18 protein-coding genes and 1 pseudogene are annotated in these 22427 nt (G+C 61.0%); 7 read left to right on the plus strand and 12 right to left on the minus strand.

Translation table 11 applies throughout. The annotated features are described in order from the left end of the window. Positions 1-12: 12 nt before the first annotated feature. The 6 genes and pseudogenes from ASE04_RS07265 to ASE04_RS07290 all read right to left on the minus strand — a co-directional run bounded on the left by ASE04_RS07265 (position 13) and on the right by ASE04_RS07290 (position 7128). The gene (locus ASE04_RS07265) at positions 13-1527 is read right to left on the minus strand and encodes an ATP-binding protein (RefSeq protein ID WP_056814763.1); all 1515 of its coding nucleotides are present in this window, start codon (positions 1525-1527) and stop codon (positions 13-15) included. Between the two features lie 91 nt (positions 1528-1618). Beyond that, entirely contained in the window at positions 1619-2746 is a 1128-nt protein-coding gene (locus tag ASE04_RS07270; protein ID WP_056814304.1) for an MFS transporter, read from the minus strand. 124 nt (positions 2747-2870) lie between these two features. Next, on the minus strand, positions 2871-3671 hold the full coding sequence (murI, locus tag ASE04_RS07275; protein ID WP_056814307.1) for a glutamate racemase: 801 nt from the start codon (positions 3669-3671) through the stop codon (positions 2871-2873). Further along, complete coding sequence (locus ASE04_RS07280) at positions 3652-4482, minus strand: RNA methyltransferase (protein WP_056814309.1); 831 nt, start codon at positions 4480-4482, stop codon at positions 3652-3654. The genes murI and ASE04_RS07280 overlap by 20 nt, the downstream gene beginning before the upstream one ends. Before the next feature lie 9 nt (positions 4483-4491). Then, positions 4492-6508, minus strand: a pseudogene (locus ASE04_RS07285) (FUSC family protein); the annotation flags it as partial. 89 nt (positions 6509-6597) lie between these two features. Then, positions 6598-7128 carry a hypothetical protein gene (locus ASE04_RS07290; RefSeq protein WP_056814316.1) on the minus strand — a complete coding sequence of 177 codons (531 nt, stop codon included), beginning with the start codon at positions 7126-7128 and terminating at the stop codon, positions 6598-6600. A 188-nt stretch (positions 7129-7316) separates the two neighbouring features. Between ASE04_RS07290 and ASE04_RS07295 the strand changes: the two genes are divergently transcribed. From ASE04_RS07295 to ASE04_RS07305, 3 genes are all read left to right on the plus strand, one after another. After that, positions 7317-8528 (plus strand): NADP-dependent isocitrate dehydrogenase, encoded by a 1212-nt coding sequence (locus ASE04_RS07295; protein WP_056814319.1) that lies wholly within the window; start codon positions 7317-7319, stop codon positions 8526-8528. An 83-nt stretch (positions 8529-8611) separates the two neighbouring features. Continuing rightward, complete coding sequence (locus tag ASE04_RS07300) at positions 8612-9058, plus strand: GNAT family N-acetyltransferase (protein ID WP_056814322.1); 447 nt, start codon at positions 8612-8614, stop codon at positions 9056-9058. Positions 9059-9148: 90 nt separating this feature from the next. Beyond that, positions 9149-9769 (plus strand): glutathione S-transferase family protein, encoded by a 621-nt coding sequence (locus tag ASE04_RS07305; RefSeq protein ID WP_056814325.1) that lies wholly within the window; start codon positions 9149-9151, stop codon positions 9767-9769. A 1-nt stretch (position 9770) separates the two neighbouring features. Here ASE04_RS07305 and ASE04_RS07310 read toward each other — a convergent pair whose 3' ends face one another. The 3 genes from ASE04_RS07310 to recA all read right to left on the minus strand — a co-directional run bounded on the left by ASE04_RS07310 (position 9771) and on the right by recA (position 14650). Further along, positions 9771-10622 (minus strand): AraC family transcriptional regulator, encoded by an 852-nt coding sequence (locus ASE04_RS07310; RefSeq protein ID WP_056814327.1) that lies wholly within the window; start codon positions 10620-10622, stop codon positions 9771-9773. Positions 10623-10756: 134 nt separating this feature from the next. Further along, positions 10757-13417: an alanine--tRNA ligase gene (gene alaS / locus ASE04_RS07315; RefSeq protein WP_056814332.1), complete on the minus strand. Its 2661-nt coding sequence runs from the start codon at positions 13415-13417 to the stop codon at positions 10757-10759. 153 nt (positions 13418-13570) lie between these two features. After that, positions 13571-14650 carry a recombinase RecA gene (gene recA, locus ASE04_RS07320; protein WP_056814335.1) on the minus strand — a complete coding sequence of 360 codons (1080 nt, stop codon included), beginning with the start codon at positions 14648-14650 and terminating at the stop codon, positions 13571-13573. Positions 14651-14888: 238 nt separating this feature from the next. Here recA and ASE04_RS07325 point away from each other — a divergent pair, with 238 nt between their 5' ends. After that, on the plus strand, positions 14889-15833 hold the full coding sequence (locus ASE04_RS07325) for a carbohydrate kinase family protein (protein WP_056814338.1): 945 nt from the start codon (positions 14889-14891) through the stop codon (positions 15831-15833). A 28-nt stretch (positions 15834-15861) separates the two neighbouring features. Next, positions 15862-16788 carry a pseudouridine-5'-phosphate glycosidase gene (locus ASE04_RS07330; RefSeq protein WP_056814340.1) on the plus strand — a complete coding sequence of 309 codons (927 nt, stop codon included), beginning with the start codon at positions 15862-15864 and terminating at the stop codon, positions 16786-16788. Between the two features lie 53 nt (positions 16789-16841). Here the strand turns inward: ASE04_RS07330 and ASE04_RS07335 are convergent, their stop codons facing one another. Together ASE04_RS07335 and cckA are read right to left on the minus strand one after the other, a co-directional pair. After that, positions 16842-17222: a hypothetical protein gene (locus tag ASE04_RS07335; RefSeq protein ID WP_056814346.1), complete on the minus strand. Its 381-nt coding sequence runs from the start codon at positions 17220-17222 to the stop codon at positions 16842-16844. An 80-nt stretch (positions 17223-17302) separates the two neighbouring features. Then, the gene (cckA, locus tag ASE04_RS07340) at positions 17303-19900 is read right to left on the minus strand and encodes a cell cycle histidine kinase CckA (protein WP_056814351.1); all 2598 of its coding nucleotides are present in this window, start codon (positions 19898-19900) and stop codon (positions 17303-17305) included. Positions 19901-20187: 287 nt separating this feature from the next. On the opposite strand from cckA, the gene ASE04_RS07345 reads away from it, so the two are divergent. Next, positions 20188-21153 carry a flagellar biosynthetic protein FliO gene (locus tag ASE04_RS07345; RefSeq protein ID WP_200960693.1) on the plus strand — a complete coding sequence of 322 codons (966 nt, stop codon included), beginning with the start codon at positions 20188-20190 and terminating at the stop codon, positions 21151-21153. Positions 21154-21226: 73 nt separating this feature from the next. On the opposite strand, the gene dksA is transcribed toward ASE04_RS07345, so the two are convergent. Continuing rightward, entirely contained in the window at positions 21227-21646 is a 420-nt protein-coding gene (gene dksA, locus ASE04_RS07350; protein WP_056814357.1) for an RNA polymerase-binding protein DksA, read from the minus strand. A 264-nt stretch (positions 21647-21910) separates the two neighbouring features. On the opposite strand from dksA, the gene ASE04_RS07355 reads away from it, so the two are divergent. Continuing rightward, positions 21911-22405, plus strand: a complete 495-nt coding sequence (locus ASE04_RS07355) for a SixA phosphatase family protein (RefSeq protein WP_056814361.1) — start codon at positions 21911-21913, stop codon at positions 22403-22405. Positions 22406-22427 lie beyond the last annotated feature (22 nt).

Below are 22427 nucleotides of genomic sequence, written 5' to 3' on the forward strand. Positions count from 1 at the left end.
CTCGATCCAGTCTCATTCGGCCGCGGAGCGCATCTCATCCGCATCGGGCGCGTTGGCATCGCCGGGAGCTGTCTGGCAATTCATGTCGGGGAAAGCGACGATGCGCTTGCCGGCGAAATCCGTGTGGACCACCACCGTCCCCTGCTCCTCGAAATAGCCGAGCAGACGCCGCGCCCGCCGCGCGGAATGAGTGCCGTAAGCCCGGGCAATCCGTGCATCGGACGGGCATGGCTCGCCGCAGACGGCAGCCTTTGCCAGCATCAGGAAAACACCCTGCAGATCGTCGGTGACACCCGAAGCGAGCGACAGCGCCGTTCCCCAGGCCTCGGTTTCCGCCGTTGCCGCGTCCACGCCGGAGCGAGAAATCGCGACGCGGCGCCGAAACTCCGGCAGGGACATCGGAGCGCCGGGAACCCGGCGCATGCGAAGGCGCACAAGGAACTCCTGATAAAGCACGGAATCCGTTCGGAATCCGGAGCCAGGATCGTCGAGTATCTCGTGCAGCACCGCCGTCAGCCTTTCCTCCCGCTCCTCTGGGGACAATTCCGGCTGGGAGGAACGCCCCTCCGAAACGGGAGCCGAGGCAGCAGGCGCGGAGCGCGACAATTCGGCGAGGATATCGGTGGTCGGCCGTGGCGCGGGCGGAGCACGGCGCACGATCGGCCTTTGAAATTCCTCTGGATCCGGCGTGAAGATCAGGTCTTCGACGTCCTGCGGGGCATCCGGCAACGGCATGAGCTTGGGGCTGGACGAACGCGCCGACGTCTCGACATTGCCGATCTGGATCGGCAGCGGGCGACGCGAAAGAGCCGGCCCGAGAGCCACGAAATTGCCGCGTTTCAGGTCCCGGAACATTTCCGCCTGGCGGCGGTCCATGCCGAGCAGATCGGCAGCACGCGCCATGTCGATATCGAGGAAGGTGCGCCCCATCAGGAAGTTCGAGGCTTCAGCGGCCACGTTCTTGGCAAGCTTTGCCAGCCGCTGCGTCGCGATCACCCCGGCAAGGCCACGCTTACGACCGCGGCACATCAGGTTCGTCATGGCACCGAGCGACATCTTTCTCGCGTCGTCGGACACTTCGCCGGCGACCGACGGCGCGAACATCTGCGCTTCGTCGACCACCACCAGAACCGGATACCAGAACTCGCGATCGGCATCGAACATGCCGTTGAGGAAGGCTGCGGCGGCGCGCATCTGCTGCTCGACTTCAAGCCCTTCGAGCGTGAGAACGCAGGAAACGCGGTGCTGGCGGATACGATTGGCAATGCCGGCGAGTTCCGCCTCGGTGCGCTCACCATCGACGACGACGTGGCCGAACTTGTCCGACAACGTGACGAAATCACCCTCGGGATCGATGATGACCTGCTGCACCCATTGCGCGGATTGCTCCAGCAGACGGCGGAGCAGATGCGACTTGCCGGAGCCGGAATTGCCCTGCACCAGAAGACGGGTAGCCAGAAGCTCCTCGATATCGAGCGTGGCCGGATTGCCTCCCGACGCCGATCCCATATCGATACCAACCTGCAATGTCACATTCCTCTTTTCGTTAGAACAAGCGTCCTAGCAGGTTTGACCGTGTCTTTGGCAACACGGCTGAACAAACCCACAGGAGAAAACATCACACACTGGCCTTCAGCATCCGCGTGAAGCCCAGGCTGATCACGAGCGGCACCAGCAACACCGCCAAACCGACGCGCAGGCCCAAGACCTCCGCGATGAAGCCGATCAGAGGCGGCCCGATCAAGAACCCCGTGAGGGCCATGAAGGATAGGATGGCGACATTGGCCGCCGCCGGCCGATCACGGAGACTTGCCGCTGCTGTCACAGCCAGCGGAAACCCCACCGACACCCCGATCCCGAGCAAGGCAAAGCCGGCCAGCGTCACTATGCTGTGCCAGGCAAAGACGACAATGAGCATGCCGGCCAGAGCCGCCGCCCCGCAACCACGCGCAAGACGGATCGCTCCGAAACGTTGCTTCAGATGGTCTCCGCTGAACCGTCCGGTCGCCACCATCATGGCGAAGATCGTGTAGCCGATACCGGTCATCATGCCGTCGGTCTGGAAGACATCCTTGAGATAAACAGCGGACCAGTCGGCGATGGCGCCTTCTGTCATGGTAATCCCGAAGACGAAGGCGCAGATGCCGAGCAATGCGCTGCTCGGCAGTTTGAACGGCATATGTGGCGGGGCCGCGCCGGCCTCGCGGTCGGCTGGCAGGCGAAGACTGACAACAACGGCAAACGGCAGAACGACGAAGGCTGCCGCCATGATGGCCCATTCGGCCGGTGCTGCAATCGCCACCATGCCCGAACCAAGCAGGCTGCCCGCCATGATGCCAAGGCTCCAGAAGCCATGGCAACGGTTCATGATGACAGAACCGGTATCCTTTTCAGCGCGGTCAGCTTCGACATTCAGCCCGAGCTCCAACGTCGACATCGCGACACCAAGCAGCGCCAGCGCAATGAACAATTCGAGCGGCGTCCGCGAGAATGCCGGAAGGCAGACGATCACCGAGAAGACGAAAAATCCCGCGATAACAGTGGTCTTCCCCCCGATGCGGGCAACCACACGTCCCGCGAAAGGCAGGGTCGTGAGAATGCCAACAGGCATCCCAAGCAGCGCCAGGGCAAGATCGGCCGGCCCGAGCTCAAGGCGAGCCTGGATTTCCGGAATGCGCGGCAACCAGCTGCCGAACGCGATCGGCTGCAGGAAAAAGATAGCCATGACGAGTTTTTGGAAGGACATGCGAAAGCCTGGCGGGACGGATGCGAATCACAACCCTCAGTCTGCGCAGTCATCAGCCTTTGCGATAGCCCCCATCGCATCCGCGATCAATCCATTTAAGGCGCCCGCGACTGTCTACTGAACCTCAAGCCTTGAGCCCAAATCCCTGCATCAGCCGCCGCGTGGCGAAATCGGGATTGCCTGACGTGAAGACCGCGAAGTCGAAATTATCCGGGTGCACGGCATCGGCTACCTGCGGCACGAGGCTGCGGGCACGCCGCGCGATTGCTTCGGCCGGATCCAGCCAATCGACCGGCCAGGGTGCGAGCCGCCGGAAGACGTTCGCCATGAAGGGATAATGCGTACAGGCGAGAACGACGATATCGGTCTTCGAACCATCCTTCTCCACGAAGCACTGATCAATCTCGGAAAGCACGGCCTCATCGGAGATCGCGTCGCCGCGAATGTAAGCCTCCGCCATCCTAGCCAAGTTTTCGGAGCCGACCAGGCGAACGTGACACTGCTGCCCGAAGGACTGGATCAGGTCGCGCGTATAGGCGCGCTTGACCGTGCCCGGGGTCGCCAGAACAGAAACGAGCCCGGAGCGCGTCCGTTCGGCCGCCGGCTTGATCGCCGGCACCGTCCCGACGAACGTCATCTGCGGAAAGGCCGCGCGCAGATCAGCACCGACGAGCGTGAACGCGGTGTTGCAGGCAATGATGCAGACCTCGGGATCGTGATCGACAAGCAACTTGGCGAAAAGGCCGATGACCCGTTCCTTCAGCGCCTGTTCTTCCCAGCCGCCATAGGGAAAGCCGGCATCGTCGGCAATGTAGATGAAGCCGCGCTCCGGCATCAGCACGCGCGCTTCGCGGAGCACAGTCAGCCCCCCGATTCCGGAATCGAAGACCAGAACCGGCTTCAGCTCATTCGGCGCTGCTGTCATCTTCCGATTGTTCCTTGATATCGACGGGCGACCGGCTGCCGCGCGGATATTTCCGCGAGAAGCGGTCCAGGGAGGAGATCACGCCGCGCAACACGCTGATTTCCTGTTCCGTGAAAGCGCGACGGGAAAGGACTGCTCGCAGGTTGTCTATCATTTTCGGCTTTTTCGCGGGCGGATGGAAATAATTGCGCGCATCGAGCGCTTCTTCCAACTGATCGTAGAGGCCGTGCAATTGTTCCTTCGTCGATTGCGTCTGCTCCATCGCCTGGAACGGAACGGTCCCGACATCCTCCATGCCCGACTTCATCCACTCGTAGGACATCAACAGCACCGCCTGCGCGATATTGAGCGAGGCAAAGGCCGGGTTGACCGGGAAGGTGACGATCTCGTCGGCCAGCGCAACCTCTTCATTGGAGAGACCCCAACGCTCGCGGCCAAAAAGGATACCGGTGCCCTCGCCCGCGCGAAACTTCGCCCGAAGCGTCTCCGCCGCCACCACAGGCGAGCGCACCGGCTTGAAGCCGTCACGTTCGCGCGCCGTCGTCGCGTAGACGAAATTCAGGTCGGCGATGGCCTCCTCCAGGGTTTCGAAAACCTTCGTGCCCTCGATGACATGATCCGCCCTTGAGGCCGCCGCCTGCGCCTTCTCGTTCGGCCAGCCGTCGCGGGGATTGACCAATCGCAATTCCGCCAGACCGAAATTCGCCATGGCGCGGGCGACCATTCCGATATTCTCCCCCATCTGGGGTTCGACGAGAATGATAACCGGACCTTCCGTGAGAAGTTGCCGCTCGCTGTTCGTGCCTGCCATGACGCTGGATCCTTGTGTTACGGGCGGAATAGCCAAGCCGGGCCGAAACGGCAAGGGTTCAAGCGTTCGGGTATAGCCGATCAAGCGTTGAACCCAGCATTTCCACTCCAAGCCGCGAACTGGCGCTCGACAGCGGAAGATGCCGCGTCGTCCCACCGGTGCTCTTACGATCGAGGAAAAAGCAGTCCGCCCGCCGCTCCGAAACAGATGCAAGCCGAGCGATAGCCGCCTCTATCAGCCGGCGCCTGTCCTCGGGCTCGAGGGATCCTGGCTCGCTCTTTGCCATAACTCTTGCCCAATAGGTAGCAGCGAGAAAGATCGCCAGCGTCTGCCGGATATGTCCCGGCTTGGTGACAATGGACCACGATGATCCGAGCGGACGCGCAGCCGTTGCGACATCGCGATAAGCCGCATCCAGCTTCTGCGACAAGGATATCAGAATGGGCGTGGATTGACCGTCCTTGGCAGCCTTCAGCAGCTCCGAGAGCGCCGCAAACCATTTCGCGAGCACCTCCTCGAGCGCTCCCCGCGTGCGCGCCGGAAAGACCACAAAGGCGATGAGCGTCCCGGCTGCAGCACCGAGCGCCGTTTCCTCGATGCGGAGCACGAGCAGGTCGAGCGTCAGCGAGCCGATCATTCCGTAAACGAGACAGAGTGCGATCGAGACGAAAAAGGTCATCGTCGCATACGAACTCTGCAGGAAATAGAAGGCCAGGAAGATCGAAATGCCGGTCACGACGAATGCCGCGGGCGCATACCCGTTCAACATGGTGGCGAGCACGAGGCCGATCGCGATCCCGAAGAGCGTCCCGATCGAGCGCTGCAGCGCCTTCATGGCCGTATCGCCGCGAGAATTCGTGTTGGTGAAGACAAGGAACGAAGCCAGCACGGCCCAGAACCATCGATCGCGGGAAAGCGCCAAGCCGAGCGCCATCGCGATCGCCGATGCAAGCGTCGTCTGCAAGGCGGCGCGAACGAGAGGATTGGCGAGCGAGAAATCGAGCTTCTCGGCCGGCGTCGGTGTGTCCTCGACCGCCGCTATCTCTGCAAAACCGGTCAGATGACCCCGTTCGATCGTCTTATCGAGTTGCGCCCGCGCCTCCCCGAGCCTCACCAGGGCGTGCGACGTTTCAGAAGCGGGATCGCCGGCGACATCAGGAATTGCAGGTGTCGCGCCACCCTCGATCACTGCATGCACGAGACTAAACGCCGGCAGCTTCTGCGAACTGAGAACGATCGCGCTTTCGGCAGCGAGGTGCGCGTCGAACAGTCGGATCGCGAGTTCTCCGGCAGGCTCCGTCGCCGCGTCGAGGACACCGCTCGGCGGACGCGGGACGAAGCTCTCGGCCATCAGCACCACTTCCTTCAGCCGCTCCTCCAGCCCGTTCATTTCCTGCCGGTCGGCTTCGGTGACATGTCCCTCGGCCGCAAGCGCCGCGATTTTGAAAAGGATCTGATTGATGCGACCCCGAACGCTCTCCAGCGACCGCAGGAGATCGCGCCGCCAGTCGTCAGGCAGCACCAGCGAACGGACTGCGTGCCCGATGAGTGCCGCGACCACGGGCCCGACCGCGATAAGCGGCAGGTCCGCGATCGGAGGATGAAAATAGGCCCCCATGAAATAGGAGGTAAACGAGAACATGCCGATGGCATGCCCGCGTGGTCCGAATATGCGCGCCGAGACGGCTAGAAAGATGACGAGGAGGAAGACACCATCCGAAACATAGCGGTGTCCCTCGAGGCTGGCTGAGAGGCCGACGACGAGAATACTTGCCGCACAGCCGAGCAACCGCGTGACAAGCTGCCTGGCGCCACCCTTGTCACGCACGGCGACGCCGCCCTCGATCGACAGCACAATCCCCAAGCCAAATGACGCCAGGGGTAGCGGAACGATCAGGTAGTCGATCACAAGCAGCGCCGCGAACGACAGCGCGATCGTCAACGTTACCCGCGAAGCGATCCTGAGGCGCGACAGCGCCGGATCGTTGGCGAGCAGCCAATCTCGAAAATCAAACCCGGAAAACACGCAGCAGGCCCCTGGAACGGCGGAATCGCATCGTTACCCTACCGGTCAATTAGCCTCGGTCGGCATAAAATCAATTTCAATCCTGAGGCTCACTCGCCCTTGGCGATCAGGACCATCGTGTTCTTCAGCGAATTCGGCGGCTGGCCGGCATCGCCTTCCGTGATCACGTCGTCGATGACGGAATTGCTTCCCTCGTCGATCACCTCGAACCGAACAGTCGTGACGGCCTGCTTGTCGGATCCGTCGTCCATGCAAGTCGCCTTCTTGAAGGTGACCACGACCTCGGTCGTCCCGTTCGCACCGGCCTTCGGAGCATAGGCGAGATCCTGCAATGGGCAGGCGTCCTGTCCGTTGACGATGACATCGTAGTCAAAGGGTGAAATGCCGTCTTCATCCGCCGCCGGGTTCTGGATCGCCGCCCTGTACTTCGTGACGAAATCCTGGCTGTAGAGGCGCGTCAGGCGGCTGTCGTCGAAGATATCGACCCAATCGCTGTCGGTGCCGGACCAGTTCTTGATCGTCGCGTCCATGATCTCCTTGACCGGAGCGGTCGCATCTCCCGCAAGAGCCGGCGCTGAAACACTGAGGAGCAGAGCGAAAGTGAGGGCAAACTTCTTCATGGCGAGATATCCGGGGCAATGGACTCGGCGCGGAGACTAGCCATTTTCCTCTGCTTGGCAATGCCGCAAAAACGCACCTCGCGCCGCCGCTTGCGGCTTTGCACTGTCGGCTCACAATGCTATAGCGCTCGGGATTTCATATCACCCACCCGGGACGCCCGTCCCTCCAAGCTTAACGAGGCAGATACATGAAGAAGATCAAGGTCGCCAATCCCGTCGCCGATCTCGACGGCGATGAAATGACTCGCATCATTTGGCAGCTCATCAAGGATAAGCTGATCCATCCGTATCTCGACCTCGACATCGACTATTTCGACCTTTCCGTCGAAAACCGCGACGCCACCAACGACCAGGTGACGATCGACGCCGCCAACGCCATCAAGAAGCATGGCGTCGGCATCAAGTGCGCGACGATCACGCCCGATGAAGATCGCGTCAAGGAATTCAACCTCAAGCAGATGTGGAAGAGCCCGAACGGCACGATCCGCAACATTCTCGGCGGCGTTATCTTCCGCGAACCGATCATCTGCCAGAACGTTCCGCGCCTCGTTCCCGGCTGGACCAAGCCGATCGTCGTCGGTCGTCACGCTTTCGGCGACCAGTACAAGGCAACCGATTTCAAATTCCCGGGCAAGGGTAAGCTCTCGATCAAGTTCGTCGGCGAAGACGGTCAGGTCATCGAGAAGGACGTCTTCGACGCTCCTGGCGCCGGCGTGGCGATGGCCATGTACAACCTCGACGAGTCGATCCGCGAATTCGCCCGCGCCTCGATGATGTACGGCCTGATGCGCAAGTGGCCGGTCTACCTGTCGACCAAAAACACCATCCTCAAGGCCTATGACGGTCGCTTCAAGGATATCTTCGAAGAGATCTACCAGACCGAGTTCAAGGAAAAGTTTGCCGAAGTCGGCATCACCTACGAACACCGCCTGATCGACGACATGGTCGCTTCGGCACTGAAGTGGTCCGGTGGCTATGTCTGGGCCTGCAAGAACTACGACGGCGACGTTCAGTCGGATACGGTTGCCCAGGGCTTCGGCTCGCTCGGCCTGATGACCTCGGTTCTGCTGTCTCCGGATGGCAAGACCGTCGAAGCCGAAGCGGCCCACGGTACCGTTACGCGGCACTACCGCCAGCACCAGAAAGGCCAGGAAACCTCGACGAACTCGATCGCGTCGATCTTCGCCTGGACCCGTGGCCTCGCGCACCGCGCCAAGCTCGACGACAATGCTGAACTCGCGAAGTTCGCAGCGACGCTCGAAAAGGTCTGCGTCGACACCGTCGAAGCCGGCTTCATGACCAAGGACTTGGCGCTGCTCATCGGCCCGGATCAGCCGTGGCTCTCGACCACCGCCTTCCTCGACAAGATCGACGAGAACCTGCAGAAGGCCATGGCATAAGCCAGACGCAAATATCAGAATGGACGGCGGGGATTTTCCCCGCCGTTTTCGTTTCAGGACAAGACAATCAGGGAACAGCAGGAATGACCGCCACCATTCGCCCACTTCAGCCTTCCGAGCGCACGGCATGGGAACCGCTGTGGCTTGCCTACCAGCGCTTCTATGAAGTCGTCATTCCCGACGAGACGACCGATCTGACCTGGAACCGCTTCCACGACCCCGCGGAGGAAATGCACGCGCTCGGCTCATTCGATGCCGAGGGAAACCTGGTCGGCATCGTCCACGCCATCTTCCACCGCTCGACCTGGTTGCCGAAATGGACGTGCTATCTCCAGGATCTCTACGTGGAAAGCAATCAGCGCGGCCTTGGCACCGGTGCGCTCCTGATCGATGCAGTCGCCGACCTTGCCCGGGCAAACGGTGCGGGACGGCTCTACTGGATGACGCACGAAACCAACGCAACAGCGCGAAAGCTGTACGACCGGATCGCCGCGCGCTCCGGCTTCATCCAGTATCGCAAGGCGCTTTGATCGAACCGGCGGACTTTGCTTCAACCAGCGCTGTCCTATTTCCCGGCTGACGGTCGGGGTATCACCAAAACCCAACAGGAGGAGGAATGAATGGCAGAGGAACTGACGCTCTACACAAACCCCATGTCACGCGGCCGCATCGCCCGCTGGATGCTGGAGGAGACCGGCGTTCCCTATGATACGGAGATCATTGGCTTCGAGGGCGGGATGAAGTCGCCGGAATATCTCGCCGTGAACCCGATGGGAAAAGTGCCGGCGATCCGTCACGGCAAGACTGTTGTCACCGAATGCGCCGCGATATGCGCCTACCTCGCCGACACCTTCCCGGAGGCGAACCTCGCCCCGAAGCCGGATGAACGCGGCAACTACTATCGCTGGATGTTCTTTGCAGCCGGGCCGCTCGAAGCCGCAGCCACCAACAAGGCGCTGGGCTTCGATACGCCTCCCGACAAGAGCCGCATGGCGGGTTACGGCAGCTTTTCCGACGTCATGAACACGCTGGAGAAGGCAGTCGGCGCCTCGCCCTATATCGCCGGCAATCGCTTCACAGCGGCCGACGTCTATGTTGGCTCGCATATCGGCTGGGGCATGAGCTTCGGCACGATCGAGAAGCGCCAGGCTTTCGTCGCTTACTTCGGCCGCCTGATGGAACGTCCCGGCTACAAACGGGCGTCGGAGATAGACGATGCCTCCATGAAGGCGGCCGAATAGGCTAGCCAAGCGGCATGTAGATGTCGGTCAGAAGCTCGGTCGGCGGCACCTCGCGAGGGTTGTTCAGGTACTCCTCGAACATGAGATTGTCTCGCAACTGCCGGCCGGAAGCAGGCAGCCATTCCGCGTAGAGCCACTGGTAGGCCTTGTGCATATTGGCGTATGGCCCCTTGTGACGCAGCACAGCATACTCGCCGCCATCCAGCATCTGTGCCTGCAGTGGCGGTGCGATGGCAGCACCGCCATCAGTGTTCACGCATGCGATAGAGCGCAGCTTATCGGCGGGTACGATATCGGGATCATCGAAATAAACACCGATCATCCGCATCGTCGGCCTGGCCAGCCCTCGGACATGCAGGGTGCCGAACAACGTCTCGAACGCTTGGCCGATCTGCATGTACGAACCGAGGTGCGGCACGCCAATCAATTGAATTGGTTCAATCTTGCGTAAGGTAACATCAAACATCGTTGCGATCTTTCCGTTAGGTGAAGGTTCAAACGCTGTGTGACTACCCTTCTTCCGGTATTGCGCCGGCGGCATGCCGTAGACGGACTTGAAAATGCGGTTGAATGACTGGAGGTTGGGATAGCCTGATCGCTTTGCAATTTCCCCAACTGAAAGATGCGTACCTACGATATCGCCTGCGGCACGATGCAGCCGCAATCGCTTTACGGTCGCGGCAAGCGTCTCGCCATGAATGGCACGGTAGACCCGATGCCAGTGATAGCTCGAGATGCAGGCGATCTCCGCAAGCTTGTCCATATCCAGCTCCTCGTCGAGATGATTGTGGATATGGGCGGATACCCGCCGAAGCCGGGTTTCATAAAGCGTCCAAGCCGTTGCGCCATTCATGTCGGAACCTCTTGCAAACCGATCGGCCACACAGAACCATAGCGTGATTTGACAAATCCTGCTGACTTGGCCGAGGCGCAAAGAAAAAGGCGGGATTGCCCCGCCTTTCCAAAACTCGATAAAGCTCAGTGCGCTCAGCTTGCCAGCGCGAGCGCCACGGCCTCGATCGCCTCATCGGCTTTCGCACCGTCAGGTCCGCCGGCTTGGGCCATGTCCGGGCGACCGCCGCCGCCCTTTCCGCCCAATGCCGCTGACGCGACGCGGACGAGATCCACAGCGCTGAAACGGCCGGTCAGGTCAGGCGTGACGGCGACAACGGCGCTCGCCTTGCCATCGTCGGATACACCGATCAGAGCAACCACGCCGGAGCCGAGGGTAGCCTTGCCATCATCGGCGAGACCCTTGAGATCCTTCGGATCCACGCCCGAGATCGCCTTGCCGAGGAATTTGACGCCACCGACCTCGCGCACGGCATCGTCGGAGCCACCCTGCCCGCCGCCCATGGCGAGCTTGCGCTTGGCATCGGCCAGTTCCTTTTCGAGCTTCCGGCGCTCGTCCATCAACGCCTCGACGCGCGACAGCACCTCGCCCGGCTGCACCTTGAGCGCGCCGGCAAGCGCCTTCACGCGCTCGTCCTGCTCGGCCAGATAGGCACGGGCCGGCTCGCCGGTCACCGCTTCGAGGCGGCGCACGCCGGAGCTGACCGCGCTATCGCCGAGAATGCGCACGAGACCGATGTCACCGGTCGCCGACACATGCGTACCACCGCAGAGCTCGACCGAGTAGGCCTTGCCCGTTTTGGCGCCATGCAGGCCGCGGCCCATCGAGACCACGCGCACTTCCTCGCCGTACTTCTCGCCGAATAGCGCCATCGCGCCCTCTTCGATCGCGTCATCGACGCTCATCAGACGTGTCGTCACCGGCGAATTCTGCAGGATGATCTCGTTGGCCATATCTTCGACCTGCTTCAGCTCTTCGGCCGTCATCGGCTTCGGATGCGAAACGTCGAAGCGCAGGCGCTCGGGCGCGACCAGCGAGCCCTTCTGCGCGACGTGTGTGCCGAGAACCTCACGCAGCGCTTCATGCAGCAGGTGGGTCGCCGAGTGGTTGGCGCGGATGCGCGAACGGCGGGCGTGATCGACGGTCATGGCAACCGCGTCGCCAGCCTTCACATTGCCCTCGACGACGGTACCGGTGTGGACGAACAGTCCCTCGCCGCGCTTCTGCGTATCGGAGATTTCGATCTTCGCGGTATCGGAGGCGATGATCCCGGTATCGCCCGTCTGTCCGCCGGACTCGCCGTAGAACGGCGTCTGGTTGACGACGATCTGCACCTTGTCGCCCTTGGCGGCCGCCTCGACGGCAACACCGTCCTTGACGATCGCCTGCACGACGCCTTCGGCCGTCTCGGTGTCATAGCCGAGGAACTCGGTTGCGCCATGCTTGTCGCGCAGCTCGAACCAGATGGTTTCCGTGGCCTTGTCGCCGGAACCGGCCCAGTGCGAGCGTGCTTCCGCCTTCTGGCGATCCATCGCATCGGTAAAGCCGGCGAGGTCGACGCTGATTTCGCGGGCGCGCAGCGCGTCCTGCGTCAAGTCGAGCGGGAAGCCATAGGTGTCGTAGAGCTTGAAAGCGGTCTCGCCGTCGAGCATGTCGCCCTTGCCGAGCGTCGTCGTCGCGTCCGACAACAGCGACAGGCCGCGCTTCAGCGTCGTGCGGAACTTGGTTTCCTCAAGCTTCAGCGTCTCGGTGATCAGCGCTTCGGCGCGTACGAGTTCCGGATAGGCGCGGCCCATCTGCTGGATCAGCGCCGGCAGGAGCTTCCACATCAGCGGTTCGCGGGCGCCGAGCAGTTCGGCATGGCGCATGGCGCGGCGCATGATACGGCGCAGGACATAACCGCGGCCTTCAGCGGACGGCAGCACGCCGTCGGCGATCAGGAATGCCGACGAGCGCAAATGGTCGGCGATGACGCGATGGCTGGCGCGCTGCTCGCCTTCGGCCTTAACGCCGGTTGCCTCTTCCGAAGCCTCGATCAAGGCACGGAACAGGTCGATATCGTAGTTGTCGTGCTTGCCCTGCAGGACAGCCGCTACGCGCTCGAGACCCATTCCGGTATCGATCGACGGACGCGGCAGGTCGACGCGCTCTTCCTTGGTGAGCTGCTCGTACTGCATGAAAACGAGATTCCAGATCTCGATGAACCGATCGCCGTCCTCTTCCGGAGAGCCGGGAGGGCCGCCCCAGATGTGATCGCCGTGATCGTAGAAAATCTCAGAACAGGGACCGCATGGACCGGTATCGCCCATCGCCCAGAAGTTATCGCTGGTCGCGATGCGGATGATCTTGTCGTCGGACAGTCCGGCAATCTTCTTCCAGAGATTAAAGGCCTCGTCGTCGGTGTGATAGACGGTGACAAGCAGCCGCTTGGCGTCAAGCCCGAATTCTTTGGTGATCAGGGTCCAGGCATGTTCGATTGCCTGCTCCTTGAAGTAATCGCCGAAGGAGAAGTTTCCGAGCATCTCGAAGAAGGTATGGTGGCGCGCGGTATAGCCGACGTTATCGAGGTCGTTATGCTTGCCGCCGGCGCGCACGCACTTCTGCGCGGTCGATGCTGTCTTGTAGGGACGCGGCTCGAGACCGGTGAAGACATTCTTGAACTGCACCATACCGGCGTTCGTGAACATCAACGTCGGATCGTTGCGAGGCACCAACGGGCTCGACGGAACGATTTCGTGGCCGTTCTTCTTGAAGTAGTCGAGGAAGGTCGACCGGATATCATTCACACCGCTCATGCTATGCCCTTCAATGCTGCCGTAAAGGCAGGTCTAAACTCAAATTCAGTGGCTTTTATCGTCCACGTTAACCACTGTCCAGCAGACAAACAAAACCGGCCGCATTCTGATCAAGGAATGCGGCCGGTTTCAAACGATTAAGTTGGCGAAGGCTTACGAGTTATCATCGCTGTCATTGGCGTCGGGACCGCCATTCTGCAGCTTATCGGCGATCAGGCCCGCATTTTGACGGATCGACGTCTCGATTTCGCGCATCACCTCGGGATTATCCCGCAGGAAGATCTTGGCGTTCTCGCGGCCCTGGCCAAGGCGCTGGCTGCTGTAGGAGAACCACGCACCCGATTTTTCCACGATGCCGGCCTTGACGCCCAGATCGACCAACTCGCCGGTCTTGGAGACGCCTTCGCCATACATGATGTCGAATTCGACCTGCTTGAAGGGAGGCGCCATCTTGTTCTTGACGACCTTGACGCGCGTCTGGTTGCCGATCACCTCTTCGCGTTCCTTGACCTGGCCGATACGGCGGATGTCGAGGCGGACGGAAGCGTAGAATTTCAGCGCGTTACCGCCGGTCGTCGTTTCCGGCGAACCGAACATGACGCCGATCTTCATGCGGATCTGGTTGATGAAGATGACCATGGTCTTCGACTTCGAGATCGAAGCCGTCAGCTTACGCAGCGCCTGGCTCATCAGTCGGGCCTGCAAGCCCGGCAGGCTGTCGCCCATTTCACCTTCGATTTCGGCGCGCGGCGTCAGTGCCGCGACTGAGTCCACGACCAGCACGTCGACGGCACCGGAGCGTACCAGCGTATCGGTGATTTCGAGCGCCTGCTCGCCGGTATCCGGCTGCGAGATCAGGAGATTGTGCAGATCGACGCCCAGCTTGCGGGCGTAGACAGGATCGAGCGCGTGTTCGGCGTCGACGAAGGCGCAGATGCCGCCCTTCTTCTGCGCTTCCGCAATGGTCTGCAGCGCCAGCGTCGTCTTGCCCGAGCTTTCCGGCCCGTAAATCTCGATAATGCGGCCCTTCGGCAGGCCGCCAATGCCAAGCGCGATATCGAGGCCGAGAGAGCCGGTCGATACCGTCTCGATCTCGACCACGCTCTCGTTCGAGCCCAGCTTCATGATTGAGCCCTTGCCGAACGACCGCTCGATCTGTGAGAGTGCCGCTTCAAGTGCCTTGCTTTTGTCCACCGATTTGTCCTCTACGAGCCGCAATGAATTCTGTGACATTCGATCCACCTTTAGGTTATTGAAGCCGCTCAAGCAATGTCGCCGCCGATGTCGATTTTGTACCGGATTTGTTCTCATCAGGCAAGCGCCATTCAAACTATTGAAATAAAAAGGTAAAATACGTCGTGTTCTTCATTTGTTTTAATAAGGCAAAGCAATGGCTTAGCGGCCGTGCTACAGGCGCTACGGGCCCTGAAGTCCACGACGATTCGAACTGAGGCGGGTTGAAGGGCAGGCAATGCAGAAGAAGATTCTCGTCCTGGGCGGCGCTCATATCGACCGACGCGGCCGTATCTCGGGAACGACGGCGGAAGGCGCGAGCAACCCCGGAACATGGTTTGAGGAACCGGGTGGCGGCGGCTTCAATGCGGCGCGCAATCTGGCGCGGCTCGGCTTCGAAGTGACGTTGATATCACCTCGCGGTGGCGATCCGACCGGCGAGATGGTGAGCGAGGCAGCGGATTTCGCCGGTGTCATCGACCGCCCCTTTGTCTTTCTCGACCGGAAGACGCCGAGCTACACGGCAATCATCGAACGGGACGGCAATCTGGTGATCGCCCTTGCCGACATGAACCTCTACCAGATGTTCGTGCCACGGCGCCTGTCGATCAGGGCCATCCGCGATGCCTTTGCCGAAACCGACTTCATCCTCTTCGACGCCAACCTGCCTGCCGAGACGCTGCAAGCGATCGTCACGCGGGCACGCGCGCTCGGCAAACGCACCGGCGCGATCGCGATCTCGCCCGCCAAGGCGGTTAAGCTGCAGGCTTGCCTCGATGGTCTCGACTATCTGTTCCTCAACGAAGCGGAAGCGGCCGCGCTGACCGGAGAGCGACCGAATGACCCTGCCCACTGGGCGTCACTTCTCAGGGACATCGGCCTGAAGGGTGCGGTTGTCACCCGGGGGCAGCGAGAACTCATTGCTTTTGAAGGGGCTCGCGTCGTGGCGCTTCAGCCGGCAACCGTCGAGAATGTTGCCGATGTCACCGGCGCCGGCGACTCCATGGCCGCGGGCGTGATCGCCGCCCTGCTGAACGATAAGCCGATTTCCGATGCGGTTCGCGAGGGTGCCGCCGCCGCCGCCCTCACCGTGCAGTCGCCCCATGCAGTCAATGAAAACCTCTCCGCCGATCTGCTGAAGGAAACGCTTGCACTTGTCCCGCAGGCGAGAATTCTGCATTGAAGCGCAATACGATGAAATGGAAGCTACAATGACGAAACAGGTCTCCCCCCTCCTTCCGATTGTCTATTCGAAGGAAGTCGCAAGTGCCAAGCAGCGCGGCGCGCCGATCGTGGCTCTGGAATCGACGATCATCACCCACGGCATGCCTTATCCAGGAAACATCGAGATGGCGCGCAGCGTCGAATCGATCATCCGCGAACAGGGCGCCGTGCCGGCAACGATCGCCGTGATCCACGGTACATTGCATGTCGGCCTGGAGCCCGACCAACTCGAGCAGCTGGCGCAGGCAAAGGATGTCCTGAAAGTGTCGCGCGCCGACTTCGCCTTTGCGATCGCCGAGCGCCGGCATGGCGCTACCACCGTTGCTGCGACGATGATCGCCGCCGAGCTGGCGGGCATCAAGGTCTTTGCCACGGGCGGCATCGGCGGCGTGCACCGGGGTGCTGAGGAAAGCTTCGATATCTCGGCCGACCTCCAGGAACTGGGCCGCACCGGCGTGATCGTCGTCTGCGCCGGCGCCAAGGCGATCCTCGACATCCCGAAGACGCTCGAAGTGCTGGAAACCTCAGGTGTGCCGGTTGTCACCTACGAGAGCGAGGAATTCCCCGCATTCTGGTCTCGCGCCTCCGGCCTGCGCAGCCCGCTGACGCTCAACAGCCCCGCTGCGATCGCCAACTTCCAGAACGTTCGCGAGCAGCTCGGCATCGATGGCGGCATGCTGATTGCTAATCCCGTTCCGGAAGCGGACGAGATTCCGCGCGAGGAAATGGAAATCTACATCGAGCGCGCGCTCGATAGTGCCGAACGCGACGAGATCAGCGGCAAATCGGTCACGCCCTACCTGCTAAGCACAATCTTCGACCTCACTGACGGTCAGAGCCTGAAGACCAACATTGCCTTGGTCGAGAATAACGCCCGCCTCGCAGCCGAGATCGCAGTCGCCCTCGGCGGCTGATTACGAGTTCTGGGAGGCGTTAGGCGCCTCCCAAGCGATGGACCAAGTCGAGATCAGCGAAGGACTTCGCCGCGCGTATGGCGAGATAGCGCCAGCCACTGAAAGAAGTACGCGGCGACGGTGAGCGCAACGACGCAAAGCAGCACAATGAGTACCTTCGGCTCTGCGCTGTACGATAACATCGCTACCCGTACAAGGAACACAGCCCCGAATGTGCAAATCCACGCCAGATAGACGCGTGAAAACCATGTCCAGAACCACCCACTGAACAACTCGCGCTCAAACGCGTAGAGCAAAACGCCAATGGTGGAAAAAAAGCCCAGACATATGCTGCCGATCATCATCATCTGCGATCGCGGCACGCCGTTCAAATCGGCACAGGTGGCCCAAACATAAGACAGAGCCATTAACACAGCAAAGATTTTCCAGCGCATTATCGCCTCCCGGTTGCAATTTCGTAACACGCAATCGCTAATGTCGGAATCAGATAACGCCTAAAAATCTAAGTATCGAACTAGCTGTCCAACGTCTCCTTGACGACCACCGCGAGCTGTTTCAGCGAGAACGGCTTCGGCAGGAACCCGAACTTGGACTCCGGCGGCAGATTGCGGGCAAAGGCGTCTTCCGCATAGCCGGAAACGAAGATGAACTTCAGGTCCGGATATTTTTTGCGCAGCTCGCGCAGAAGCGACGGTCCGTCCATTTCGGGCATCACGACGTCGGAGACGACGATATCGACCTTGCCGTCCAGCTCTTCCATGATGTCGAGCGCCTCGACACCGGACCCCGCCTCGTGAACCGTATAGCCGCGCGTTTCCAGCATTCGCTTTCCGCCGCGACGAACCGCTTCCTCATCCTCGACGAGCAGAATGACAGCGGAACCCGTCAGGTCCTCCGGCGTCTCGGCAGCAGCCAGCGCCGCCGATGCAGCCTGCGCTGAAGGCGTTACGGCCTCCGCCTCGGCGACAATCGCGGGTTCGACGATGTGGCGCGGCAGGAAGACGCGGAAGGTCGTGCCCTTGCCGACCTCGGACTCCGGCTGGATATAGCCGCCGGACTGCTTGACGATGCCATAGACCATCGCAAGGCCGAGGCCTGTTCCCTTGCCCACTTCCTTGGTGGTGAAGAAGGGCTCGAAAATCTTGTCCATGATCTCCGGCGCGATGCCGGTTCCGTTGTCGGAAACCTCGATCAGGACCATGTCTTCGTTCGGCATATAGGAGTAATTGTAGGCCGCGACTTCCGCCGCGGTGACATTCTTCGTCCGAACCGTCAGTTTTCCGCCCTGCGGCATCGCATCGCGCGCGTTGACGCAGAGGTTGATCAGAACCTGCTCGAACTGCGACAGATCCGTCTTCACCGGCCAGAGGTCGCGTCCGTACTCCACGTCGAGCTTGACGTTGGTGCCCGAGAGCAGTCGGTCCACCAGCATACGGAGATCGCCGACGACATCGGTCAAATTGAGAACGCTCGGGCGCATCGTCTGCTTGCGCGAGAACGCCAGCAACTGCCGCACGAGAACGGCAGCACGGTTAGCGTTTCGCTTGATCTCCATGAGATCGGCAAATCCTGGATCAGCCGGCCGGGCCTGCAGCAGCAGGTGATCGGAAGACAACAGGATCGCGGTCAAAACGTTGTTGAAGTCGTGCGCGATGCCGCCCGCAAGCGTGCCGACCGCATTCATTTTCTGAGTCTGCGCCATCTGTGCTTCGAGAGCCTTTTGCTCTGTCACTTCAACGGCATAGACGATCGCCGCCTCTTCCGGGGCTTCGTCGCTCTGATCGATCACCGCATTGACGTAGAAACGGAAATGCCGGGAATCATCGGCCGCCGTCTTGGAATCCAGGGGGGCGATATCGCCTTGACGATCCTTGGCCGCAGCCAGTGCCTGCTGCAGCCGCGGTTTGTCGACGTCCTGCACGATCGTCTCGAAGAGCGCGCCGTTCTCGACGTCGTCGCGCGAGACGATGCCGGAAAAAAGCTTCAGGAATGGCGCATTGGTACGCAGGATGCGACCGTTGCCGTCGACCGAAGCAATTGCCATCGGCGTGTTGTTGAAGAAACGGGTAAAGCGCATGACCGCCGCCGAGGCGGATTGATCGCTTTCGCCGTTCGACCGACGCGTCAGCACGATGGTCCGGCTTTCGCCGGGGGCGCCGTCCCGCATCGAGGTGACGCTGTGAACGATCTCCACCGGAACGCTCTGGCCGTTGGACTTCTTCAGATCAAGATCGAGCGTGACGGTCTTCTTGAGACCGGGTTCGGCCTGAACCGACTGAATGAGCGCCAGCCCCTCGCCCGCCACGAGATCGCCGATCGTCATCGAACCGGGCACGAATTTCGTAAGATCGATACCCAGCCATTCGGCCAGGGTCGCATTCAGATAGAAGATCTCGCCCTTTCGCCCTGCCGAAAAGAAGCCGGCCGGTGCGTGATCGAGATAATCGATCGCGTTCTGAAGTTCCTTGAAGAAGCGCTCCTGATCGTCGCGGTCCGACGTGATGTCGCTGATCTGCCAGATGCGTAGCGGCTTACCGCCGCCCTCCTGGCCCTCGAGAATTCGCGCCTTCAGCCGGTACCAATGCGCGCCGGAGCCGTTGTTGGAAGGACCGAGCGCGCGCAGAAGGCGAAATTCCTCGCGGCCTTCCTTGCCTTCTCTCAAACCATTGGAAAGACGGTAAAGAGCCTCGTTCGACTCCCGATGGCGCGACAACAGCGCTTCAAGCGTCTGAACCTCGGTGGATTTCCGTGCCCCCGTCAGCTGTCCGTAGGCGGCGTTGGCGTAGACGATACGCCCCTTGTCGTCGGTGATCAGAGAACCATCGGGATGACTGTTGAGAAAGGCGCGGGCGAGACTGTCCGACTGCCGTTGCGGCATCACTTCGATGAAACCGATGATCGACGACACGAGGAAGAATATGCCGACCATCGCCAGCACGCCGAGCACGCCCAGCACCATCTCGTTGTCGAGCGACCGCTTGAAGACCACGAAGGCGGCAGCGGCGGCGATCAGCACAAGAGCAAGCAGAACAATGCGCAAAGCGGTCCCCGCCCGGCCTCCACGGTCCAGGAGCGGTTCCCTAAAATTATCGGCCTGACGCGATTTCGTCATCTAGTTCCTCGCATTGCCCGCCGGCCTTCACTCGCACCAGAGAGACGAAGCAAGAATCAGGGCACCTTTCTTCTTATTAGCAATTTGCTGCTTCACCAAAAACACCGCAGACGGCGAAGAGTGATTGAATTCACAAGGAACAGCGCCACTTTTGTCCCTTGAACGCCTTGCGGCAACACCCGCATAGTTCGGTTCCAACCGTTGCCGACTGGACAAGGTACACGCAACTTGTCTACGAAGCTGAAAAGTCGTCATGTGGTTGAAGACCGCGAAGGGAGTACCTGAAGATGTTCGATAGCCTCATGAGCGATTACGGCAGCCGTTTTCTGTTGGCGGCCGGCGGTGTTGGCATCGGCCTGCTTCTCCTTGTCGTCGTTCTCTGGATCATGCGCCATCGCGCGCCGTCTCCATTCGTTCGCGGCGGACGCAACCGCCAGCCGAGACTTCAGGTTCTCGATGCAGCAGCCGTTGATGCTCGCCGCCGTCTGGTTCTGGTGCGCCGCGACAATGTCGAGCATCTGGTGATGATCGGCGGACCGACCGACATCGTCATCGAAAGCCGCATTCTTCCGGGTGGCGAAACCGAGATCGAGCCGACGCCGATCGCGGCAAGGGCAAAGGCTGCGGTCGCACAGCAGGAGCCCGTCGCACCGCGCGCGCTCAATCCGCCGGTTCCAGTCCGGGAAAGCGTCGCAATCGCCGAAGAGTTGCCATCGGATGACGCGTCGTCGCACGTTCGCGCCATGCCAACGCCCCCGAGACCGACGCCCCAGGTCGAGATCGAGCGCGCGCCGCGTCCGGCGCCAATCCTGGAGGCTCGCCCTCACCCCCAGCCCTTCTCCCGCCCGGAGCCCGCGCCGATCGAGCCGGCAGCGGCAGCTGAGATCCTTGATTCCGCCCGTCAGCGCGTTTTGCCGAACCAGCGTCTTGAGCCGTCAATCGTCGCACCGCCGATCACACCCGCGCCTGTCGCCCCGACCCCGGCCCCGCGCGACGCAACCATTGTGCCGCCGCCCGTTGTTCCGACAGCCCAGCCAAGCGATTTCCAGCGCGTCCTCGAAGAAGAGATGACCTCCAACCTGACTGCCGAGCGTCTCCTGCCGCAACAGCAGCCGGTCGCCAATCGCGCACCACCTGCCGGCAGCGGCCCGCGCCGCGATCCCGATATGGCTCCGATCACGGGAGCCGACGCCGCGCTTCAGAACGAGGTCGCCCGTATTTTCGGCGAGATGAGCGTCAACCGCGACAAATAAGTTGCCTGCTCCAGCAAGCTCAAACAAAAAAAGGCGCTGCAATCGCAGCGCCTTTTTTCTGGAATGATAGAGCTTATTCGTCCCGGTAGACCTTCTCGCGACGCTCGTGACGCTCTTGCGCCTCGATGGACAGCGTGGCGATCGGTCGCGCGTCAAGCCGTCTGAGACCGATCGGCTCTCCTGTCTCCTCACAGTAGCCGTAGGTGCCGTCCTCAATCCGCTGCAATGCTGCATCGATCTTGGAGATCAGCTTTCTCTGACGATCACGAGCACGCAGTTCGATGGCTCGGTCGGTTTCGGACGACGCTCGATCTGCGAGGTCCGGATGGTTCGCGCTTTCCTCGGCCAGATGGTCGAGAGTTTCACGCGCCTCGCGAAGGATATCGTTCCTCCAGGCCACCAGCTTGGTCCTGAAATAGGCCCGCTGGTTGCCATTCATGAACTCTTCCTCTTCCGAGGGTGCGTAATTGCTAAGATCGATCTTCTCACTCAACGCGATTCTCCTGAAGAACATCTCATCTCTGGCGGCTGTATATCCCGAGCGCTACGGTTGATTCAAGTCCAATACGCTAGGTAAACAGATTTTTAAATCTGTCATATTTTTGAGCTAACAGACTATTTTTGCGTCATTATTTCATTCATCCCCTAAGCATCGAGTGTCAGCCGGTCCGAACTCGTCCACTGCGATCGTCGTGATAGTTGACGCAAGGGCGACCCTGCAGCTACTGAAGAAGCCAGCGTCATCATGGATCGTTCTATGCCCGCAATCCTTCCTCCGCCGACCAGAATCTACCTTTTGCGGCACGCAGAAGCTGCATGGGCCCTGCCGGGTCAGAAGGATTTCGACCGTCCGCTCAGCGAGAAGGGATATGCCGACGCGGAAGTCGTCGCCGACAGGGCGTCCGATATGGGCTACAAGCCCGATCTCGTGCTGAGTTCGACCGCGACTCGCTGCAAGGAGACAGCCGATGCCGTACACCGCGCGGCGGGAGAATCCGTGGATCTCCGGTTCGTCGACGAACTCTATGAGGCAACGCCTGACATCTACATCGCGATCATTGCGGCGCAATCGGTCGAATCGGTGATGATCGTCGGCCATAACCCGACGATGGAGCAGACGCTGGAAGCCCTGATCGGTCATCAGGCCCTCTCGCAAACCCTGCCAACCGGTTTTCCGCCGGCGGGTCTCGCCGTCCTTGACAGCGACAACAGCGCAACCGGCTGGCGGCTTGTCGATTTCCTGTTCGATTGACGCTCTTGGTCGCGGCCTTTCC

Source organism: Rhizobium sp. Root708 (assembly GCF_001429725.1).
In the GTDB taxonomy this organism is placed as follows: domain Bacteria; phylum Pseudomonadota; class Alphaproteobacteria; order Rhizobiales; family Rhizobiaceae; genus Rhizobium.

Excerpts from the sequence above, each read along its gene's own strand:
- ASE04_RS07295 (WP_056814319.1), top strand. The coding sequence starts at position 7,317 with ATGAAGAAGATCAAGGTCGCCAATCCCGTCGCCGATCTCGACGGCGAT.
- ASE04_RS07300 (WP_056814322.1), top strand. The coding sequence starts at position 8,612 with ATGACCGCCACCATTCGCCCACTTCAGCCTTCCGAGCGCACGGCATGG.
- ASE04_RS07270 (WP_056814304.1), bottom strand. The coding sequence starts at position 2,746 with ATGTCCTTCCAAAAACTCGTCATGGCTATCTTTTTCCTGCAGCCGATC.
- ASE04_RS07305 (WP_056814325.1), top strand. The coding sequence starts at position 9,149 with ATGGCAGAGGAACTGACGCTCTACACAAACCCCATGTCACGCGGCCGC.
- recA (WP_056814335.1), bottom strand. The coding sequence starts at position 14,650 with ATGTCACAGAATTCATTGCGGCTCGTAGAGGACAAATCGGTGGACAAA.
- ASE04_RS07280 (WP_056814309.1), bottom strand. The coding sequence starts at position 4,482 with ATGGCAGGCACGAACAGCGAGCGGCAACTTCTCACGGAAGGTCCGGTT.
- ASE04_RS07355 (WP_056814361.1), top strand. The coding sequence starts at position 21,911 with ATGCCCGCAATCCTTCCTCCGCCGACCAGAATCTACCTTTTGCGGCAC.
- ASE04_RS07335 (WP_056814346.1), bottom strand. The coding sequence starts at position 17,222 with ATGCGCTGGAAAATCTTTGCTGTGTTAATGGCTCTGTCTTATGTTTGG.
- ASE04_RS07290 (WP_056814316.1), bottom strand. The coding sequence starts at position 7,128 with ATGAAGAAGTTTGCCCTCACTTTCGCTCTGCTCCTCAGTGTTTCAGCG.
- ASE04_RS07345 (WP_200960693.1), top strand. The coding sequence starts at position 20,188 with ATGTTCGATAGCCTCATGAGCGATTACGGCAGCCGTTTTCTGTTGGCG.
- ASE04_RS07325 (WP_056814338.1), top strand. The coding sequence starts at position 14,889 with ATGCAGAAGAAGATTCTCGTCCTGGGCGGCGCTCATATCGACCGACGC.
- ASE04_RS07310 (WP_056814327.1), bottom strand. The coding sequence starts at position 10,622 with ATGAATGGCGCAACGGCTTGGACGCTTTATGAAACCCGGCTTCGGCGG.
- ASE04_RS07330 (WP_056814340.1), top strand. The coding sequence starts at position 15,862 with ATGACGAAACAGGTCTCCCCCCTCCTTCCGATTGTCTATTCGAAGGAA.
- alaS (WP_056814332.1), bottom strand. The coding sequence starts at position 13,417 with ATGAGCGGTGTGAATGATATCCGGTCGACCTTCCTCGACTACTTCAAG.
- murI (WP_056814307.1), bottom strand. The coding sequence starts at position 3,671 with ATGACAGCAGCGCCGAATGAGCTGAAGCCGGTTCTGGTCTTCGATTCC.
- cckA (WP_056814351.1), bottom strand. The coding sequence starts at position 19,900 with ATGACGAAATCGCGTCAGGCCGATAATTTTAGGGAACCGCTCCTGGAC.